Below are 17,501 nucleotides of genomic sequence, written 5' to 3'. Positions count from 1 at the left end.
GATCGGCACCGGTGCCCGCCGGGCCGGCCTTGATGATCACGTACGCTGCCGTACAGACGTACGGGATCTTTGGGAGCGGCACGGTCATGTCCGAATCGCAGCAGTACGCACCGGCCGCGGGCGGCCCGCGGGGGCCGCAGCTCCGTGAGCCGGACCGGATGCGCAGCCTGCTCGACGCGGTGATGGGCCTGGGCCGGGGGCTGGAACTCCCGCAGGTGCTCCGGGGCATCGTGGAGGCCGCGGTCACCCTCACCGACGCGGAGTACGGGGCGCTGGGCGTGGTCGGCGACGGGCAGCTGTCGCAGTTCCTGCCCGTTGGCATGTCGGACGAGCTGATGGAGATGATCGGCCGGACGCCGTGCGGCCACGGCATCCTCGGGGAGCTGATCCGCAATCCCGCACCGCTGCGGCTCACCGACCTCTCCAGACATCCGCGCAGCTACGGCTTTCCGGCCAACCATCCGCCGATGCGGACCTTCCTCGGGGTGCCGGTCCGGGTCCGCGACGAGGTGTTCGGCAACCTCTACCTCACCGAGAAGCGCGGCGGCGGCTCGTTCGACGCGGACGACGAGGCGGTGGTGACGACCCTGTCCATCGCCGCGGGGGTGGCGATCGACAACGCCCGGATGTACCACGAGAGTCGCCGCCGGGAGCGGTGGCTGGAGGCGCTGGGCGAGATCACCCGCAGCCTGCTGTCCGGTACGGACGCCGATGACGTGCTGCGGCTGATCGCCGAGCGGGCGCGGGAGGTCGCCGGCGCGGACTGCGCGGCGATCCTGCTGCCGTCGGCCGCGTCCGCGGACCAGCTGACGGTGTCGGTGGCGTGCGGGACGGGCGCGAGCCGGATCGTCGGACTGCGGGTGCCGGCCGATGGCTCGCTGCCCGGTATGGCGGTGCGCAGCGGCCGGCCGGTGGTCACCGCCGATCTGCGGGCCGACCCGCGGGCGTATCCGCTCGGCTCGGACGCCGGCAGCGGGAGCGGGAGCGAGGACGCGCCCGACGGGAAGGCGCTGAACGGGAAGGCGGTGGACGGGGACGCCGCGGGCCATGGCGTGGCATACGGGCCGGCCGTCGCCGTCCCGCTCCAGGTGGACACCGGCCATGGTGCCCTGCGGCTGAGCCGCCTGGCCGGCCGGCCCGCGTTCGACGACGCCGAGGTCACGCTGATATCGGGCTTCGCCGACCAGGCCGTGATCGCCCTCGAACTCGCCCGAAGGCGGGCCGAGTCGGAGGAGCTGACGGTCCTCCACGACCGCGACCGGATCGCCCGCGATCTGCACGACCTCGCCATCCAGCGGCTGTTCGCCACCGGTATCACGCTGCAGAGTGCGACCCGGCTGATCGAGCGGCCGGAGGCCGTCGAACGGGTCGGCCGCGCGGTGAACGACCTGGACACCACCATCAAGATCATCCGGTCCACGATCTTCGGGCTGCGGTCGACCGGCGACGGCAGGGACGGCCGCGGGCTGCGCCGGGACCTCACCGACACCGTGCAGCGGGCGGCCGGCCCGCTCGGCTTCACCCCGGCCCTGCGGATCGAGGGCCCGGTGGACGCCGCGGTCCCCGACGAACTGGCCGAGCACCTGCTGGCGGTGACCGCCGAGGCCCTCAGCAACGCCGCCCGGCACGCCCGCGCCCGCCGCCTGGACGTGGCCGTGGCGGTGACCGCGGACGAGCTGGCGCTGACGGTGACGGACGACGGGGTGGGGGTCGGCTCAGCCCCGCACACCGGGGGCCTGGCCAACATGCGGGCTCGGGCCGCGATGCACGGCGGCCGGCTGACCGTCGAGGCACCGGAGGACGGCGGCACCCGCCTCGTGTGGTCCGTACCACTGCCCGGCTGACCTCGCGGCGGGGGACGGACGCGGTGACGGCCCGTCAGCCAGGTCTCACGGCCTCCCCCGTGCTCACGCCCGTGGCTCCTTCAGCCGTTCGGCGACCATCGCGGCCTGCACCCGGCGGCCGACTCCCAGCTTGGACAGGATCGCGGAGACCCGGTTCTTGATCGTCTTCTCGGCGAGAAACAGCCGGTCCGCGATCTGACGGTTCGTCAATCCTTCGCCGATCAGCTCCAGTACCTCCCGCTCGCGCGGCGAGAGCCGGTCGAGCACCGACGGCTGTGCCTCCGGTTCCTGGTCGCGCTCCGGGCCGCGCAGCCGCTCCATGACCCGCGACGCGGTGCGCGGGTCCAGCATCGACTCCCCCGCCGCGACCGTGCGGACCGCGTGCACCAGCGCCGGGCCGTCGATCTGCTTGAGCACATAGCCGGCGGCCCCCGCCATGATGGCGTCGAAGAGCGCCTCGTCGTCGTCGAACGACGTCAGCATCAGGCAGGCCAGCTCCGGCACCCGTGCCCGCAGCTCCCGGCAGACCTCGATCCCCTCGTGGTCGCCGCCGGCCCCGTCCGTACCGCCCAGCCGCACGTCGAGGACGGCCACCTGCGGCCGGACCGCCGGCACCCGGGCGAGGGCCTGGCGGGCGTGCCCCGCCTCCCCCACCACCTCGATGTCGTCCTCCGCCTCCAGGAGGTCCCGGACACCACGGCGCACCACCTCGTGGTCGTCGAGGATGAAGACCCGCAGCGGCGCGTCCGGTCCGGCGGCGGACGGGGCGGGGGCGGGCGGGACGGGGTGCTGGTTCATGCGCTCTCGCTCTGTGGTTCTTCGCGGTTCGGCCGGGCACAACGGGCCCGACCACGAGGTTCGTCCGGCCCGTCGGCCCGCGCAAGGGTCGAACGACCCTGGGGAATCGGGGCCCTTCGGGCACGGTACGGCGTTGCGATACTGACGCCCCCCGTCAGGAGGTCGTTCCATGCAGCAGTCCCGCCGGTCCGCGCGCCCCGCCCCGTCCGTGCCGTCCGTACGGTCCGCCCCAGGCACCGTCGGCGGCGAGTACCACGCCCTGCTCGCCCGGCACGACGCCATGCGACTGCGCCGGCAGATCCTCGGCCAACGGACGGCGCCCGCACCCGACTTACCGGCCGCTGCCTACGACGGCGCCGCGGACCAGCGGTTGATCACCCAGTACCTGGACCTGGTCACGCCGTTCGGCGACCTGATCGCGCACCTCTACGACGAGATGTTCGCCCGGTGGCCGTACCTGCGGTCGCTCTTCCCGGCGTCGATGGAGTTCCAACGCGCCCATCTGGCCCGCGCCTTCTGGTATCTGATCGAGAATCTGCACCGCCCGGGCGAGGTGGCCGCCTACTTCCGGCAGCTCGGCCACGACCACCGCAAGCTCGGGGTGCGGCCGGTGCACTACGAGGCGTTCGAGATCTCGCTGTGTGCGGCGCTGCGGCGCACCGCCGGGCCGCGCTGGGCCGAGGCGGTGGAGGAGGCGTGGGTGCGGATGCTGCGCTTCGCGGTCGCGTCGATGGTCGAGGGCGCCGACGCCGCGCTCGCCGAACCGCCGTGCTGGCAGGGCACGGTGACGGCACATGAGCGGCGGCGTCCGGACCTGGCCGTGCTGCGGGTCCGGGTGCACGAGCCGTACCCGTACCGGGCGGGCCAGTACGCGGCGGTGGAGTCCCCGCTGATGCCGCAGGCGTGGCGGCACTACTCCCTGGCGTCCGCACCGCGGCCGGACGGCGAGGTGGAGTTCCACGTCCGGCGGACCGGCCCCGGCGGGGTGAGCGCGGCGCTGGTCGACGGCACGGACGTGGGCGACACCCTGCGCCTGGGGCCCGCGCACGGCACGATGACGTTCCAGGAGGAGGACCATCCCCGCGATCTGCTGTTGGTGGCGGGCGGCACCGGCTGGGCGCCGGTCAAGGCGCTGCTGGAGGAGTGGGTGGCCCGGCGCCGCGGGGCCGGCGGCGGTTCGCTGCGCCCGGCCGGCCGGGTCCGTCTCTTCGTCGGTGCCCGCAGCCGGGCCGAACTGTACGACGCGGAGGCGCTGTCCCAGTTCGCGACGCGGCAGGACCGGCTGCGGGTGGTGCGCGTCCTGGACGACGAGGCCGTCGCGGCCGGCGGCGGCTCGCCGGGCGGGTACGGTCCGCTGGCCGAGGTGGTGGCCCGGGGCGGCGCGTGGCCCGGCCACCTGGCCTTCGTCAGCGGTCCGGCGACCATGGTCGGCGCCGTGGTCGCGCGGCTGAGCGCGGCCGGGATGCCGGCCGGCCGCATCCGCCACGACCCGGTGCCGGACCTGATGCCGGGGTCGGCCCGCTGTCCCGCGGCGTACCCGACCGACGGGGCCGTTACGGGGGCGGCGTGGTGACGGGTGCGCCCGTGGCAGAGTGCCGGCCCGTGACGGGTGCCGCGTCGCCCGTGGGCCGGGCCGAACGGCCCCTGGCGGGCGCACGCCAGGGGTCGTCTACTGGGCGGCAGAGCAGTGCGTCGACAGCGCGACAGCGTCAACAGGACGGGGAGCAGGCCGTGAACGACATCCCGGCCCGGCAGACCGCCGGGACCGCCACCGACACCGCGCTGGTGGACTGGGCCGACCGCGAGGCGTCCCGCCGCAGCACCGAACTGGACCGTACCGAGGCCCTGCGGCTGCTGGGCAGCGTCTCGCTGGGCCGGATCGTCTTCACCCAGGACGCACTGCCGGCGATCCGCCCGGTGAACCACCTCCTCCACCACGGCGAGGTGATCATCCGCACCCACGAGGGCGCAGCACTGGCCACCCTGACCGAGCAGGCGGACGACACCGGGGTGGTCGTCGCCTACGAGGCCGACACCATCGATCCCGCCACGCACTGCGGCTGGAGCGTGGTGGTCACCGGCTACTGCCACTTGGTGACGGATCCCGACGATCTGGCGCACTATCAGGCACTGCTGCACCCGTGGACCGACCACCGGATGACCCATGCGCTGCGGATCCGCCCGGATCTCGTCACGGGGGTGCGGCTGTCCCGGTAGCGGCGGCGCCGCGCGCGGGTTCGGGAGAAGCGCCGAGCCCCGGGCCCGACTCAGCCCCGCTCCGGCGCCCCCGCGCGGAGCCCGTCCATCACCAGGTCGAGGAGACGGCCGGCGCGGGAGTGCCCGTCGGCGTGCGGATCGAGCTGCCAGAGGCCGGCGATGGCGAGGAGGAAGTCCTCGGGGGTGACACCGGGGCGGATGGCGCCGGCCTCCTCGTTGGCGGTCAGGAGGAGGGTGACGGCGGCGGTGAGGGGGCCGCGGCCGACGGCGGCAAGTGTGCCGTGGGTCGTGGTGGCCTTGCGCAGTGCGGCTGCCAGACCGGCCTTGGTCATGGCGTAGCGCGCGAGACGGTCCATCCAGGCGCGCAGGGCGTCGTCGGGCGGGCGGGTGGCCAGCAGGTCCGTCGCGGCGTCGCAGACCTGTTGGACCTCGTGGCGGTAGACCTCCAGGACGAGGGACTCGCGGTTGGGGAAGTTGCGGTAGAAGGTGCCCTGTCCGACGCCGGCCTTCCTGGCGATCGCGCTCAGCGGGGCGTCGGCGGAGCGGGTCAGCTCGGCCAGCGCCACCTCCAGGATGCGGTCGCGGTTCCGCTGGGCGTCGGAGCGCAGCGGGGCGTCCTTGGGACGGTGCACGCGTCCTCCTCCCGGAATACGACGGTGAGTTGGCCTTGTTGGATTCACCAAGCCTGGCGCGCAATCGGCCTTGCTAACCGGACAGCTGTCCATTAGGTTTTCAACCGTAGCGGACAGCTGTCCGCTTGAGTACCAACTCTAGCGCCTGTCCGAGGAGTCGGGGTCGGGCCCGGACGAGGCTCCAGCGGCAGACGAGCGCCACACCGCACCGCACCACCTGGCTCCCACCCTGATTTTCCGGTTGCCTCCGGTCGTTGCCGGCCGCTCCCGGCCGCCGGGAGCGACCCGATTCCGCCGCCCGACCGCGGCGGACCGGCGGGCCCCGACCAGCCGGCCGCCCCCTCGACGTGTGAGACGTGAAAGAAGGCAGAACATGGCCCCATCGACGGCCGGTGCCATCACCTTGACCATCAACGGCGAGAAGCACACGCTGCCCGTCGACAACCGCACCACCCTGCTCGACGCGCTGCGCGAGCGGCTCGGCCTGACCGGCACCAAGAAGGGCTGCGACCAGGGGCAGTGCGGTGCCTGCACGGTACTGCTCGACGGGCGGCGGGTGGTCTCCTGCCTCCAGCTCGCGGTGGCCGCCGAGGGACGGGAGGTCACCACCATCGAGGGCGTGGCCGACGGCGAGCGGCTGCACCCGGTGCAGCAGGCGTTCCTCGACCTCGACGGCTTCCAGTGCGGCTACTGCACGCCCGGACAGATATGTTCGGCCCTCGCGGTCATCGAGGAGCACGCCGCGGGCTGGCCCAGTGCCGCCACCACCGACGTCCGGCCGGAGGCGGGCGTGCCGCGGCTGACCGCCGACGAGATCCGGGAGCGGATGAGCGGCAACCTCTGCCGCTGCGGCGCGTATGTGTCGATCGTCCAGGCGGTCGCACGGGCGGCGGAGGAGTCGGCGCGCACGGCGGGCCGGGCGGATGTGGCGGACGTGACGGACACGGAGGGCGCGGCATGAGGGAGTTCGACTACCGGCGGGCGTCCGACGTCCCGGGCGCCCTGGCGCTGCTGGGCACCGAGCCCGAGGCCCGCTACCTCGGCGGCGGCACCAACCTCGTCGACCTGATGAAGAGCGGCGTGGAGCGGCCCGCGCTCCTCGTCGACGTGCGGGAGCTGCCGCTCGACCGCATCGAGACCACCGCGGACGGCGGGCTGCGGATCGGCGCCACGGTCACCAACAGCGACCTGGCCGCCCACCCCGAAGTGCGGCGCCGCTACCCGGCGTTGACGCAGGCGGTGCTGGCCGGTGCCTCCGGTCAGCTGCGCAACATGGCCACGGTGGGCGGCAATCTGCTCCAGCGCACGCGCTGCGCCTACTTCACCGACCTCACCAGGCCGTGCAACAAGCGCGTCCCCGGGAGCGGTTGCGCGGCCGTCGCGGGCGAGCACCGCAACCACGCGATCCTGGGCGCCTCCGCACACTGTGTGGCCGTCCACCCCTCGGACATGGGCGTGGCCCTGGCCGCCTTCGACGCCGTGGTGCACTACGCCACGGCCGACGGGCCGGGCGAGGTGCCGCTCGCGGAGTTCTACCTCCCGGTGGGCGACACGCCCCACCGCGAGACCGCACTGCCGCCCGGCGCGCTGATCACCGGCCTCACCCTGCCGCCCGCGCCGGTCGCCGCCGTGTCCCGCTACCGCAAGGTGCGCGAGCGGGCGTCGTACGCGTTCGCCATCGGTTCGGTCGCGGCCGCCCTGGATGTCCGGGACGGCACGGTCCACGACGTCCGGCTGGCCTTCGGCGCGGTCGCGTCCCGGCCGTGGCGCGCACGGACGGCCGAGCGGGCGCTGCACGGCGGTCCGGCCACCGCCGAGGCGTTCGCCGCCGCCGCGGACGCCGAACTGGCCGCTGCCGCGCCGCTGCCCGGCAACGGATACAAGGTGACGCTGATCCGGAATCTCGTCGTCGCCGTGCTCACCGAGCTGGCCGAGGAGAGCCGGCAGACCGAGGAGGCCGCCCGATGACCACCACCACGACCGGGCTCGCCCCGGTGACCGGAGCCGTCGGCACCGCGCACACCCGCCGGGAGGGCCGGGACAAGGTCACCGGCGCGGCCCGCTACGCCGCCGAGATACCCTTCGCCGGCCTCGCCCACGGCTGGCTGGTGGTGTCCACCGTCGCCCGCGGCCGGATCCGCTCGATCGACACCGCACCGGTCCTGGCGATGCCGGGGGTGCTCGCCGTCCTCCACCACGGGAACGCCCAGTCGTTGGCCTCGGGTTACACCGGCCCGATGGGGCCGGCCGACCCGACGCTCCAGCTCTTCCAGCACGACCGGGTGCCGTATGCCGGCTGGCCGGTGGCCCTGGTCGTCGCCGAGACCTCCGAAGAGGCCAGGGAGGCCGCCGAGTCGCTGGTGGTCGCCTATGAGGAGGAGCCGCACGACGTGGCGTTCGCCGCCGGGCACCCGGAGGCGTACGTCCCCGAGGGCGGGCGGGCCGAGGCGGAGCGGGGGAAGGGGGACCTGGCGGCCGAACTCGCCGCGTCCGCCGTCGTGGTGGACGCGGAGTACGCCACTCCGGAAGAGCACCACCACCCGATGGAGCCGCACGCCGCGACCGCGTACTGGGACAGCGGCCGGCTGGAAGTCGTCGACTCCAACCAGGGCAGCGGCTTCGTCGCCCAGGAACTCGCGCTGCTGTTCTCCCTCGAACCGTCCGCGGTCCGGGTGCGCTCCGAGCACGTCGGCGGCGGCTTCGGCGCCAAGGGCACCCGCCCGCACCAGGTGGCGGCGGCGATGGCGGCGACGGTCCTGCACCGCCCCGTACGGGTCGTGTTGACGCGGCGTCAGATGTTCTCGCTGATCGGCTACCGCAGCCCCACCGCACAACGGGTCCGGCTCGGCGCCGACCCCGACGGGCGGCTGCGGGCCCTGGACCACGAGGGACTCAACCAGACCTCGACCGTGTACGAGTTCGTCGAGCGCAGCGCCGATGTGGCGCGGGCGATGTACGACGCGGACGCGCACCACACCCTCAGCCGGGTGGTCCGCCTCGACGTGCCGACACCGACGTGGATGCGGGCCCCGGGCGAGGCCCCGGGCTCGTTCGCGCTGGAGTGCGCGATGGACGAACTCGCCGAGAAGTGCGGTATCGACCCGATCGCCCTGCGCGCCCGCAACGAACCGACCGTGGGCCCCCTCTCGGGCCTGCCCTACAGCAGCCGCCGGCTCCTCACCTGCTTCGAGGAGGGCGCCCGCCGCTTCGGGTGGGACGCACGGGACCCGCGTCCCGGGGTGCGGCGCGACGGCCGCTGGCTCCTGGGTACGGGCACCGCGGCCGCCTCGTTCCCCACCCTGGCCGGCCCGAGCACGGCGGCGGTGACGGCCGAGGCGGACGGCACCTTCACCGTGCGGATCACCGCGGCGGACATCGGAACCGGGGCGCGTACCGCGCTGTCCCTGGTCGCCGCGGACGCGCTGGCGGTGCCGCCGGACCGCGTGGTGATCCGGATCGGCGACAGCGACTTCGGCCCGGCCATGATCGCCGGCGGCTCGGCGGGCACCCGCTCCTGGTCCTGGGCGATCACCCTCGCCGCCCGTGAACTGCGCGAACAGCTGGCCCTGGGCGGCGACATCCCGCCGGAGGGCATCACCGTACGCGCGAACACCGCGGACGCCATCGGTGCGCTGCCGCCCCGTGAACGGCACGCCTTCGGCGCGCAGTTCGCCGAGGTGGCGGTGGACGTCACCACCGGCGAGGTGCGGGTCCGGCGGATGCTGGGCATCTTCGCCGCCGGCCGGATCGTCAACCCGCTCACCGCACGCAGCCAGTTCGTCGGCGGCATGATCTGGGGGCTCTCCATGGCCCTGCACGAGGAGGCGGTCCGGGACCACAGCACGGGCACCCATGTCGGCACCGACCTCGCCGGCTACCACGTCGCCGCCAACGCCGACGTACCGCTCGTCGAGGCGGACTGGGTGGACGACCCGGACGAGGACGACCCGGTCGGCATCAAGGGCATCGGCGAGGTCGGCATCGTCGGCGCCGCCGCGGCCGTCGCCAACGCGGTCTGGCACGCGACCGGCGTCCGCCATCGCCATCTGCCCATCCGCCCGGACCGGGTCCTGACAGCCGGCGGGGCCGCACTCCCCCGGCCGCCGGGCAGCCGCGCCTGACGACGCGCCCGGTCGCCGCCCCAGTCCCGGGCGGGACGGCGACCGGGCGCCCTTCCCCCTTCAGGCAACCTTCGTACAGAGAATGCTGCGCCCCTCGTACACCTGCCACGAATACGTGTAATGGCCGGGGTCGGGCGGGCAGGCGCGCGTCCCCGCCGAGGCCGGCAGTACCGCCGTGACCTGCATGATGAAGCTGAACTCCCGTGGCACCCGGCCGGCCCCGCAGTTCCACAGGGTGAGCAGGTTCGCGCCGCCCGGACGGCCGCCGTTGGACCGGGCGAGGAAGCACTGGCCGACGCGGAACTGCCGCTCCACACACAGATTGACCGACGAGCGGTCCGCGGCCGCATGCCACCAGCCGCCCAGCCCCGGCCCGGACGGGCAGCTGCCGGACCCGAGCACGGAACCGACCCGCAGATAGGCGTTGGCCGCCTGGCAGTCCACCCGGTCCGGGGCCGTCGGGCTCCAATCGCCGTAACCGTTCGCATAGCCGTCCAGGCAGTCCCCGGCCCGCACGGACGAAAAGGCCAGGTCCGCCGCGCTCGGGGTACGGGACGCGACGGGCGTGGGCGACGGGGAGGGCGAGTACGGCGTCGGGCTCGCGCTCGGCGAGGGGCTGAAGCTGTAGCCACTGCCACCGCTCCCGCCGGAAAGCCCCCCGACTCCCCCTCCCCGATACGTACTGCCGCCGCTGCTGCTCACGCCACTGCTACTGCTCGGCAGACCGCTCGCCGAGTCGGCAGAGCCCATATGCTCCCAGGGCTTCCAGAACATCACCACGAGCGCGATGACCCCCAACACGGCCCAGACCGCGCTCCCCGAGGAACCCGACGAGGAGGAGGAGCGCGAAGGCGCGGAACCGAAGGCGGACGGCGACTTCGCGGCGGGTGTGGGAGTGGGCTTCCGGGCCGGCGGCGTCGGTGACTTGGGACGCGACGGGCGGGCCTCCCTGCCACGCTTCTCCGTATAGACCCGCGTGGGCTTCGGCGGCGGCACCGGCCGCGTCCGCATGTCCACCGTGAGCGCCTCCGCACCTACCCCGCCCGCCCCCAGCGCCCGCCCCTGCGCCTCGTACTCCCCGATCAGGGCCGTCCACCGCGGCGGCAGCCGGTCGGCACCGCTTTTCGACGCCGGCGCCCGGTCGAGTTCGGCCAGTGCCCGCCGCAACACCTCGGCGGGTTCCGGCCGGTCGCGCGGATCGGCGGCCAGGCACGGCCGGATCAGAGCGGCGAGCCCGTGCGGCAGACCCCCGAGGTCGAGTTCGCCGCGCTGGACAAGGGTGAGCAGCCGGATGGTGTCGGACGTCTCGGGGTAGGGCGGACGGCCGACGGCGGTGTGGAAGAGCGTGGCGCCCAGCGAGTACACGTCGGACGCCCTGGTGGAAGGCTCGGCGCGGGCCTGTTCCGGCGAGGTGAACGCGATGGTGCCGAGGGTCAGTTGGGTCCGGGTCATGTCGTTGGCGTGCGAGATGCCGAAGTCGATGAGACGGGGCCCGGACCGCGGCAGCAGGACGTTCTGGGGCTTGATGTCCCGGTGGACGATCTGCGCCTCGTGCAACACCCCGAGGGCCTGTGCGACGCCCGCCGCGACCCGGTGCACCGCCTGGGTCGGCAACTTCCCGGCGCTCCGGACGAGTTCGGCGAGTGAGGGCGCCGGTATGTACTCGATGGCCATCCAGGGACGTTCGGCCTGCGCGTCGGCGTCGAGCACGCGGGCGGTGTGGGCACTGTCGATCCGCCGGGCCAGTTTCACCTCACGGGCGAACCGGCGCCGGTCGGTGTCGCTGAGGGCACCCTCGGCCAGCAGCGTCTTGACCGCGACCAGTGACCCGTCCTTCGTGGACCGCGCCACATAGACGCGCCCCATACCGCCCGGGGCGAGCCGCCCCAGCAGCTCATAGGCGCCGAGCCGCCGCGGATCGTCACCCCCGAGCGCCCTGATGCCCGTACTGGCCATGCCCGTCCCCCTCCCCCGTGTTCCGACCGCCGCCCGGCCCGTTTGGCGATGGGCCTGCGACAGCCGTCATTCCCGTCAAACACTGTCACGGCGGGGCGAGTTGAGGAAGGCAGGGGACATCAGGCGCCGGCCGGCCGCGAGCTGCGGCCGGCCGGCGCCCGGGTCACTTCACGTGAACGGTCTTGATGTCGGTGGTGCGGTCCACGGTCGGGTGACCCCCGTGCGGGCCGTCGACGGAGTAGAGCGCTCCGCGGAACTGCAGGACGCCGCGGTGGGCGGCCTTGACCTTCACGTCCACCTTGGCGTCAGCCATGGCGACCTCCACGATGTGGCCGCACTTGACGGTGTGCCAGGCGCCCTTCGTGCCGACCCGCTGCTGGGCGCAGAACTGCCCGTACTGGACGCCGTCGCTGTCCCCGTAGCCCTTGACGTGCACGGTCTGGCCGACCTTGACGGTGCCGGGCGACACGCTCAGGTCGGCGCTTCCCTTGGCGAACGCCGGGGTGACGGCGAGTACGGCCGCGGCCGCGCCCACCGCGGTCACGGTGGCGAGCCGGCCGCCCCGGCGCCCCAGGATCCCCCGCGCGGCGCGCCCGTTGTCGGCTTTCTTCGCTTGGTCGGTCATCCTTCTTTTCCTCCCCTTTTATCGGCCCGATCGGGCCTCGCACCATAAGAGGGGGAATACACGTGATGCGTTCCAGTCAAGTGCGCCCGCTGTCGTACGGCGGGGCGCCTGCGGAAGCCAGGCGCGGTGTCACGGGCGTGGCGAACGGAGGGACGTGGGGCTGGCGTCCGCCGCGATACCGGGTATCTGTGCCGGTGGCCGCGCCGGGACCGGTCCGGGCGGTGGCGGAAGGGAGCGGTTGTGGTGGAGCGGACGACATGCTGTGTGGTGGGCGGCGGCCCGGCCGGGATGGTGCTGGGGCTGCTGCTGGCGCGGGCCGGGGTGGCGGTGACGGTCCTGGAGAAGCACGGGGACTTCCTGCGGGACTTCCGCGGGGACACCGTGCATCCCTCCACGCTGGCGCTGCTGGACGAGTTGGGGCTCGGAGAGCGCTTCGCCCGGTTGCCGCAGCGGCGGGTGACGACCGTGCAGCTGCCGCTCGGGCCGGGGGGCTCCCTGATGACGGTGGGGAACATCGCCGCATTGGGCGGCCCGTTCAACTACGTCGCGATGGTGCCGCAGTGGGACCTGCTCGATCTGCTGGCGGACGAGGCCCGGCGCGAACCGTCGTTCTCGGTGCGGATGAGCACCGAGGTGACGTCGTTCCTGAAGGAGCGCGGCCGGGTGACGGGCGTCCGGTACCGCACGGCCGACGGCGGGACGGGGGTGCTGCGGGCGACGCTGACGGTGGCCTGCGACGGCCGGGGTTCGCTCGCCCGGGCCCTGCCGGAGCTCGGGCTGCGGACGTTCAGCTGCCCCATGGATGCCTGGTGGTTCCGCCTGCCGCGGCACGACGGCGATCCGCACGGGCTGGTGGGCGGGGTCGGCGACCGGCTGCTGGGCGCCATGATCGACCGCGGGGACTACTGGCAGTGCGCGGCGCTGATCCCCAAGGGGACGGACGCCGAGGTGCGCGCCGCCGGCCTTGAGGCGTTCATGGTGAACTACGCCTCCGCCGCGCCCTGGCTCGGCGACCGGGTGCGTGCGCTGCGCTCCTGGGACGAGGTGAAGCTGCTGGACGTGCGGCTCGACCGGTTGCGGCGCTGGCACCGGCCGGGGCTGCTGTGCATCGGCGACGCGGCGCACGCGATGTCGCCGGTCTTCGGCATCGGCATCAATCTCGCGGTGGAGGACGCGGTGGCGGCCGCCCGGCATCTGGTCGGGCCGCTGCGGGCGGGCACGGTGGGCCTGCGGGACGTCCGGGCGGTGCAGCGCCGGCGGTGGCCGACGGCGGCGTTGACGCAGGCGCTGCAGCGGTTCGCCCACTCCCGGGTGATCGAGCCGGTGCTGGCGGGCCGGCCACCGTTCGGCCATCCCAGGCGGGCGCAGTGGGTGGCCGAACGACTCACCACCTCGCGGTGGCTGAACCGGGTCCCGGCGTACTTCCTGGCGTACGGGGCGGTGCGCGAGCGGCCGCCGGCCGAGTCGGTGCGGTGAGGCGGCGGAACGGGCCCCGGCGCGCGGTGCCGGGGCCCGTTCCGCCGCCTCCCGGTCAGTCCGTCACTTCCGCCAGCCGGAAGGGGCCGGCCGCGCCGGGTGCGTACATCACCGGCAGGGTGCGGCCCAGTGGGACGACCACGATCGGCTCCTCGCGGTATTCCCGCAGGAAGTGTTCCAGCGGCTCCCAGATCATGCTCCGGTATCCGGCCTCGGTCCGCTGCTGCTCGAAGGACAGGGTCAGCGCGGAGTCCTCCACGGTGACGCTCACCGCGCCCACCTCGAGCCATTCCCCGCCGATCCAGGCTTCGAGTCGTACGTAAGACATGACGCAAGGGTGCCCGGTGCCGCACCGACCTGGCAATCAGGGGGTGCGGCAGGACCTCGTCTGAGCCTCACTGGGACGGTCGCTGGCCGGCCACGCGGTATTGCTCGGTGACGGCCGGTGGCGCGGACGGGGCCGAGGCGGGAGGCGGGGTCGCGGCAGGGGCCGGAGCCGGCGCCGGCCGGGGGGTAGCGGATTCCGAGGCCGCCTGGCTCTTGGAATTGCGGCGCATTTCCTGGAGGCCCTTTTGGATTCCGTCCCGCAGCCATTTGCCCAGGGGCCGCTCCACCAGCCGGTGCACCGCGTAGGAAAGCACCAGCATAAAGGCGACGATGGCGGACAGCAGTACGGGGGCCGGAAGCTTGTTGCGCAGCAGGTCGATGAGGGTGAATCCGATGTACATGTGCAGCAGGTACAGCGGGTACGTCAACGAGCCGGCGGTCAGCAGCCAGCGCCACCGCACCTTGTCGAATACCCCCAGGGCGATCGCCGCCATGACGGCGAAGGCCAGGACGACGCCGACGCGGGCGGGCCAGCCGTGCACCAGGCTCGCCTTGGCGCCGACGTTCATCAACAGGCGGCCGCGGACGTAGTGCTGGGCCAGCAGGAATTCGACCGCGACAATGGCCCAGAGCAGCAGGGTCGGCTTGAAGCGGTGCATCAGGTAAAAGGCGATGCCGGCGATGAAGTAGGGCGAGTACGGGGCGATGGCCCACACCGACAGGAAGTCGCTGTCGGCCTTGAGCGCGACGACTCCGGCCACCGTCCACAGGGCGCAGAAGAGCACGCATCGGCGGTAGGTGACGCCGCGGTACACGACGAGGGCGAAGAGCAGGTAGAACTTCAGCTCGACGAAGAGCGACCAGTAGACGTCGTCGAGGTCGGAAACTCCCACGCCCTGCTGGAGCATGGTGAGATTTGTCAGCACCGTTTCCAGATTGTCCGCGCTGCGGACGTGCGGCCAGAGCGTGAGGACGGCTGTGGTCAGCAGAACTCCGACCCAGTACGCGGGATAGAGGCGGGAGACCCGGGATTTCACGAAGTCGCCGAGCGAGCGCCCCCAGGCGCTCATGCAGATGACGAATCCGCTGATGAGGAAGAAGACCTCGACGCCCAGCCAGCCGAATTGGGAGAGGTGGTAGAGAGTGGGCGAGATCGCGTGCGGATCTTTGCCCCAGCCATCACGGAGGGTGATGTAGTGGTAGGCCAGCACCATGAGCGCCGCCACGAGGCGTAGACCATCGAGGACATAGAGTCTGGAATGCCCTTGCCCCTTCCCTGGTGCGGCCGGAGTTCCAGGCACAGCGAAGGGCATCCCGCGGTTCCTCACAGTTGGAAGGGCAACGTTCCCCCTATCCCATCTCATACTCGGGACAGGGAAGGCAAGTTCGGTTGAAATGATCGCAAAAAATTTCCGCAGCGCCAGGCGGGGCGTTGCGTAAAACACGTTCCCGCCGATGCTGGGTGCCCCGCCCCAATACGGGGCAATACGGATATCGGCCATGCGGTGGCACACGCTTCCCGACCAGCCGGAACTCCCGGAGAACACAACCGGAACATCCACTTCCGGAACCGATCCCCCGGTCCGGCACGACCGTTCCCCGGATACTTCGGTCGTCCGCAACCTTCCCGATGTCCGGTATTCCTATGCTGCGCCATAAGGGTTCGGAGCGTATTTCCCGGTACCGGGTGAAAATTCTCCGCGGTGGCCCCCCGCTGATTTCCGGCCGGGGCGCCGGGAGCGACGTGTGGAGCCGACCACCCGTTCCGCGCCGCCGCTGTGATGCTCGCCTCGTGCCGCTCGTCACAGCCGCCCGCGCTCACTCCCTGTGCACACCCCTCCGGCCCACCACCGCCCGCGCCGCGCACCGAGGACGAGTAGGACGGAGTCGACAGCTCGCGCGGAGAAATGGTGCGGAATGCAGATCGTGGTCGACCTCAACCGGTGCCAGGGCTATGCGCAGTGCGTCTTCCTCGCGCCCCGGGTGTTCGAGCTGCACGGCGAGGAGGCGCTGCTCTACTCCCCGGCGCCCCCGGAGGAACAGGCGGAGCGGGTACGGCGGGCGGCGGCGGCCTGCCCGGTGCAGGCGATCCTCGTCGGCGAGCAGGCCGGAGCGGGAGGGGGCACCGATGTCCGCTGAGCTGAAGAAGGGGCGGATCGTCATCGTCGGCGCGTCGCTGGCCGGGCTGCGCGCGGCCGAGACCCTGCGGGACGAGGGCTTCACCGGGGAGCTCACCCTCGTGGGCGACGAGCCGTGCCCGCCGTACGACCGCCCGCCGCTGTCGAAGCAGGTACTGCTGGGCCGGGTGCCGGCGACGGACGTCGGGCTGCCGGGCCGCCGCCCGGTGGACGCGCGCTGGAAACTGGGGGTGCGCGCCAGCGGCCTCGACCCGTCCACGAAGGAAGTGCTGCTGGCGAACGGCGAACGGCTGCCGTTCGACCGGCTGTTGATCACGACGGGAACCCGCGCCCGGCCCTGGCCGCACCCCGAAGAGGCCCGCCTGGACGGGGTGCTGACGGTGCGCACGGTCGAGGACGCGGGCCGGCTCGCCGAGCGCCTGGACGCCGGGCCGAGCCGGGTGCTGGTCATCGGGGCGGGTTTCACCGGGTCGGAGATCGCCTCCGCCTGCCGGGAGCGCGGCCTGGCGGTGACGGTCGCCGAGCGCGGCCCGGCGCCGCTGGTCGGGGCGCTCGGCGGGACGCTGGGATCGTTCGCGGCGCGGCTGCAGCGCGCGCACGGTGTGGATCTGCGCTGCGGGGTGACGGTCACCTCGCTCACCGGCACCAACGGGCGGCTGACCGGCGCCGAACTCTCCGACGGCAGCCGGATCGAGGCCGAGGTCGCGGTGGTCGCCCTGGGCGCGGTCCGCAACACCGAGTGGCTGGACGGCTCGGGGCTCGCCGCGGGCCCGCGGGGCGTGGCCTGCGACGCGGGCTGCCAGGCGTTCAACATGTACGGGATCGTCACCGGCGAGGTGTTCGTGGCCGGGGACGTGGCCCGTTTTCCGCATCCGCTCTTCGAGTACCAGATGTTGGCGCTGGAGCACTGGGGGAACGCCGTGGAGCAGGCGGAGGTGGCGGCGCACAACATGGTCAACCCGGGGCCGCTGCGGCGCCCGCACCTGACCGTGCCGGCCTTCTGGTCCAGCCAGTTCGGCCTGAACATCAAGTCCGTCGGCGTCCCGACCTTCTCGGACCAGGTGACCATCGCCCAGGGCTCGGTCGAGGAGCGCCGGCTGGTCGTGGTCTACGGCTACCGCGGCCGGATCACCGCCGCGGTCAGCGTCAACCGCGCCAAGTGGCTGGACCACTACCGGCATCTGATCGAGACCGCCGCCCCGTTCCCGCCCGAGCCGGGCGCCGCCGACCGGCCGGCGGCACCGAAGGTCGTGCCCTCCGACGTCCCGGACCCCAAGGTGCTCTCGCACGGCCCGACGGTCGCGCTCACCGGGCATCTGCCGGACCGGCGGCTGGCCGTGGTGCATCCGATGGCCTGACCCCGGTCC

The 17,501-nt window shown here is 73.2% G+C and carries 15 protein-coding genes; 9 read left to right on the top strand and 6 right to left on the bottom strand.

Features of this window, described 5'->3' with window-relative positions:
- The first annotated feature begins 158 nt into the window (after positions 1-158).
- A complete protein-coding gene (locus tag ACRAS8_RS33060) occupies positions 159-1,844 on the top strand; it encodes a GAF domain-containing protein (RefSeq protein WP_438490667.1) in 1,686 nt (561 codons plus the stop codon).
- Between the two features lie 63 nt (positions 1,845-1,907).
- On the opposite strand, the gene ACRAS8_RS33055 is transcribed toward ACRAS8_RS33060, so the two are convergent.
- Entirely contained in the window at positions 1,908-2,642 is a 735-nt protein-coding gene (locus tag ACRAS8_RS33055; RefSeq protein ID WP_438489668.1) for a response regulator, read from the bottom strand.
- A 169-nt stretch (positions 2,643-2,811) separates the two neighbouring features.
- Between ACRAS8_RS33055 and ACRAS8_RS33050 the strand changes: the two genes are divergently transcribed.
- Positions 2,812-4,215 (top strand): globin domain-containing protein, encoded by a 1,404-nt coding sequence (locus ACRAS8_RS33050; RefSeq protein ID WP_438489667.1) that lies wholly within the window; start codon positions 2,812-2,814, stop codon positions 4,213-4,215.
- A 158-nt stretch (positions 4,216-4,373) separates the two neighbouring features.
- On the top strand, positions 4,374-4,859 hold the full coding sequence (locus ACRAS8_RS33045; protein WP_438489666.1) for a pyridoxamine 5'-phosphate oxidase family protein: 486 nt from the start codon (positions 4,374-4,376) through the stop codon (positions 4,857-4,859).
- A gap of 50 nt (positions 4,860-4,909) precedes the next feature.
- Here ACRAS8_RS33045 and ACRAS8_RS33040 read toward each other — a convergent pair whose 3' ends face one another.
- Positions 4,910-5,491, bottom strand: a complete 582-nt coding sequence (locus ACRAS8_RS33040; RefSeq protein ID WP_438489665.1) for a TetR/AcrR family transcriptional regulator — start codon at positions 5,489-5,491, stop codon at positions 4,910-4,912.
- 373 nt (positions 5,492-5,864) lie between these two features.
- Here ACRAS8_RS33040 and ACRAS8_RS33035 point away from each other — a divergent pair, with 373 nt between their 5' ends.
- The 3 genes from ACRAS8_RS33035 to ACRAS8_RS33025 are packed head-to-tail and all read left to right on the top strand — an operon-like array spanning position 5,865 to position 9,612.
- Positions 5,865-6,452: a (2Fe-2S)-binding protein gene (locus ACRAS8_RS33035; RefSeq protein ID WP_438489664.1), complete on the top strand. Its 588-nt coding sequence runs from the start codon at positions 5,865-5,867 to the stop codon at positions 6,450-6,452.
- Positions 6,449-7,459, top strand: coding sequence for an FAD binding domain-containing protein (locus ACRAS8_RS33030; protein ID WP_438489663.1), 1,011 nt, complete (start codon positions 6,449-6,451; stop codon positions 7,457-7,459). The genes ACRAS8_RS33035 and ACRAS8_RS33030 overlap by 4 nt, the downstream gene beginning before the upstream one ends.
- The gene (locus ACRAS8_RS33025; RefSeq protein WP_438489662.1) at positions 7,456-9,612 is read left to right on the top strand and encodes a xanthine dehydrogenase family protein molybdopterin-binding subunit; all 2,157 of its coding nucleotides are present in this window, start codon (positions 7,456-7,458) and stop codon (positions 9,610-9,612) included. Before ACRAS8_RS33030 ends, ACRAS8_RS33025 begins: the two co-directional genes overlap by 4 nt.
- Positions 9,613-9,672: 60 nt before the next feature.
- On the opposite strand, the gene ACRAS8_RS33020 is transcribed toward ACRAS8_RS33025, so the two are convergent.
- Both ACRAS8_RS33020 and ACRAS8_RS33015 read right to left on the bottom strand, forming a co-directional pair.
- Entirely contained in the window at positions 9,673-11,568 is a 1,896-nt protein-coding gene (locus tag ACRAS8_RS33020) for a protein kinase domain-containing protein (RefSeq protein WP_438489661.1), read from the bottom strand.
- A 163-nt stretch (positions 11,569-11,731) separates the two neighbouring features.
- Complete coding sequence (locus ACRAS8_RS33015) at positions 11,732-12,193, bottom strand: hypothetical protein (protein ID WP_438489660.1); 462 nt, start codon at positions 12,191-12,193, stop codon at positions 11,732-11,734.
- Positions 12,194-12,436: 243 nt separating this feature from the next.
- Between ACRAS8_RS33015 and ACRAS8_RS33010 the strand changes: the two genes are divergently transcribed.
- Positions 12,437-13,669, top strand: coding sequence for an FAD-dependent oxidoreductase (locus tag ACRAS8_RS33010; protein WP_438489659.1), 1,233 nt, complete (start codon positions 12,437-12,439; stop codon positions 13,667-13,669).
- A gap of 55 nt (positions 13,670-13,724) precedes the next feature.
- Here ACRAS8_RS33010 and ACRAS8_RS33005 read toward each other — a convergent pair whose 3' ends face one another.
- Together ACRAS8_RS33005 and ACRAS8_RS33000 are read right to left on the bottom strand one after the other, a co-directional pair.
- Positions 13,725-13,997 carry a hypothetical protein gene (locus ACRAS8_RS33005; RefSeq protein WP_018540642.1) on the bottom strand — a complete coding sequence of 91 codons (273 nt, stop codon included), beginning with the start codon at positions 13,995-13,997 and terminating at the stop codon, positions 13,725-13,727.
- Between the two features lie 67 nt (positions 13,998-14,064).
- Entirely contained in the window at positions 14,065-15,222 is a 1,158-nt protein-coding gene (locus ACRAS8_RS33000) for an acyltransferase family protein (protein WP_438489658.1), read from the bottom strand.
- Positions 15,223-15,913: 691 nt separating this feature from the next.
- On the opposite strand from ACRAS8_RS33000, the gene ACRAS8_RS32995 reads away from it, so the two are divergent.
- Positions 15,914-16,135, top strand: coding sequence for a ferredoxin (locus ACRAS8_RS32995; RefSeq protein ID WP_438489657.1), 222 nt, complete (start codon positions 15,914-15,916; stop codon positions 16,133-16,135).
- Complete coding sequence (locus ACRAS8_RS32990) at positions 16,125-17,492, top strand: NAD(P)/FAD-dependent oxidoreductase (RefSeq protein WP_438489656.1); 1,368 nt, start codon at positions 16,125-16,127, stop codon at positions 17,490-17,492. The genes ACRAS8_RS32995 and ACRAS8_RS32990 overlap by 11 nt, the downstream gene beginning before the upstream one ends.
- Positions 17,493-17,501: the final 9 nt, after the last annotated feature.

The organism is Streptomyces sp. S186, assembly GCF_051603415.1.
In the GTDB taxonomy this organism is placed as follows: Bacteria; Actinomycetota; Actinomycetes; order Streptomycetales; family Streptomycetaceae; genus Streptomyces.
The sequence above is the reverse complement of the archived record's forward strand: the minus strand, read 5'-3'. Positions and strand labels throughout refer to the sequence as shown.

Bases quoted from the DNA above. Each gene is read 5' to 3' on its own strand.
- ACRAS8_RS33060 (WP_438490667.1), top strand. From the start codon at position 159: ATGCGCAGCCTGCTCGACGCGGTGATGGGCCTGGGCCGGGGGCTGGAA.
- ACRAS8_RS33055 (WP_438489668.1), bottom strand. From the start codon at position 2,642: ATGAACCAGCACCCCGTCCCGCCCGCCCCCGCCCCGTCCGCCGCCGGA.
- ACRAS8_RS33050 (WP_438489667.1), top strand. From the start codon at position 2,812: ATGCAGCAGTCCCGCCGGTCCGCGCGCCCCGCCCCGTCCGTGCCGTCC.
- ACRAS8_RS33035 (WP_438489664.1), top strand. From the start codon at position 5,865: ATGGCCCCATCGACGGCCGGTGCCATCACCTTGACCATCAACGGCGAG.
- ACRAS8_RS33030 (WP_438489663.1), top strand. From the start codon at position 6,449: ATGAGGGAGTTCGACTACCGGCGGGCGTCCGACGTCCCGGGCGCCCTG.
- ACRAS8_RS33025 (WP_438489662.1), top strand. From the start codon at position 7,456: ATGACCACCACCACGACCGGGCTCGCCCCGGTGACCGGAGCCGTCGGC.
- ACRAS8_RS33020 (WP_438489661.1), bottom strand. From the start codon at position 11,568: ATGGCCAGTACGGGCATCAGGGCGCTCGGGGGTGACGATCCGCGGCGG.
- ACRAS8_RS33015 (WP_438489660.1), bottom strand. From the start codon at position 12,193: ATGACCGACCAAGCGAAGAAAGCCGACAACGGGCGCGCCGCGCGGGGG.
- ACRAS8_RS33005 (WP_018540642.1), bottom strand. From the start codon at position 13,997: ATGTCTTACGTACGACTCGAAGCCTGGATCGGCGGGGAATGGCTCGAG.
- ACRAS8_RS32995 (WP_438489657.1), top strand. From the start codon at position 15,914: ATGCAGATCGTGGTCGACCTCAACCGGTGCCAGGGCTATGCGCAGTGC.
- ACRAS8_RS32990 (WP_438489656.1), top strand. From the start codon at position 16,125: ATGTCCGCTGAGCTGAAGAAGGGGCGGATCGTCATCGTCGGCGCGTCG.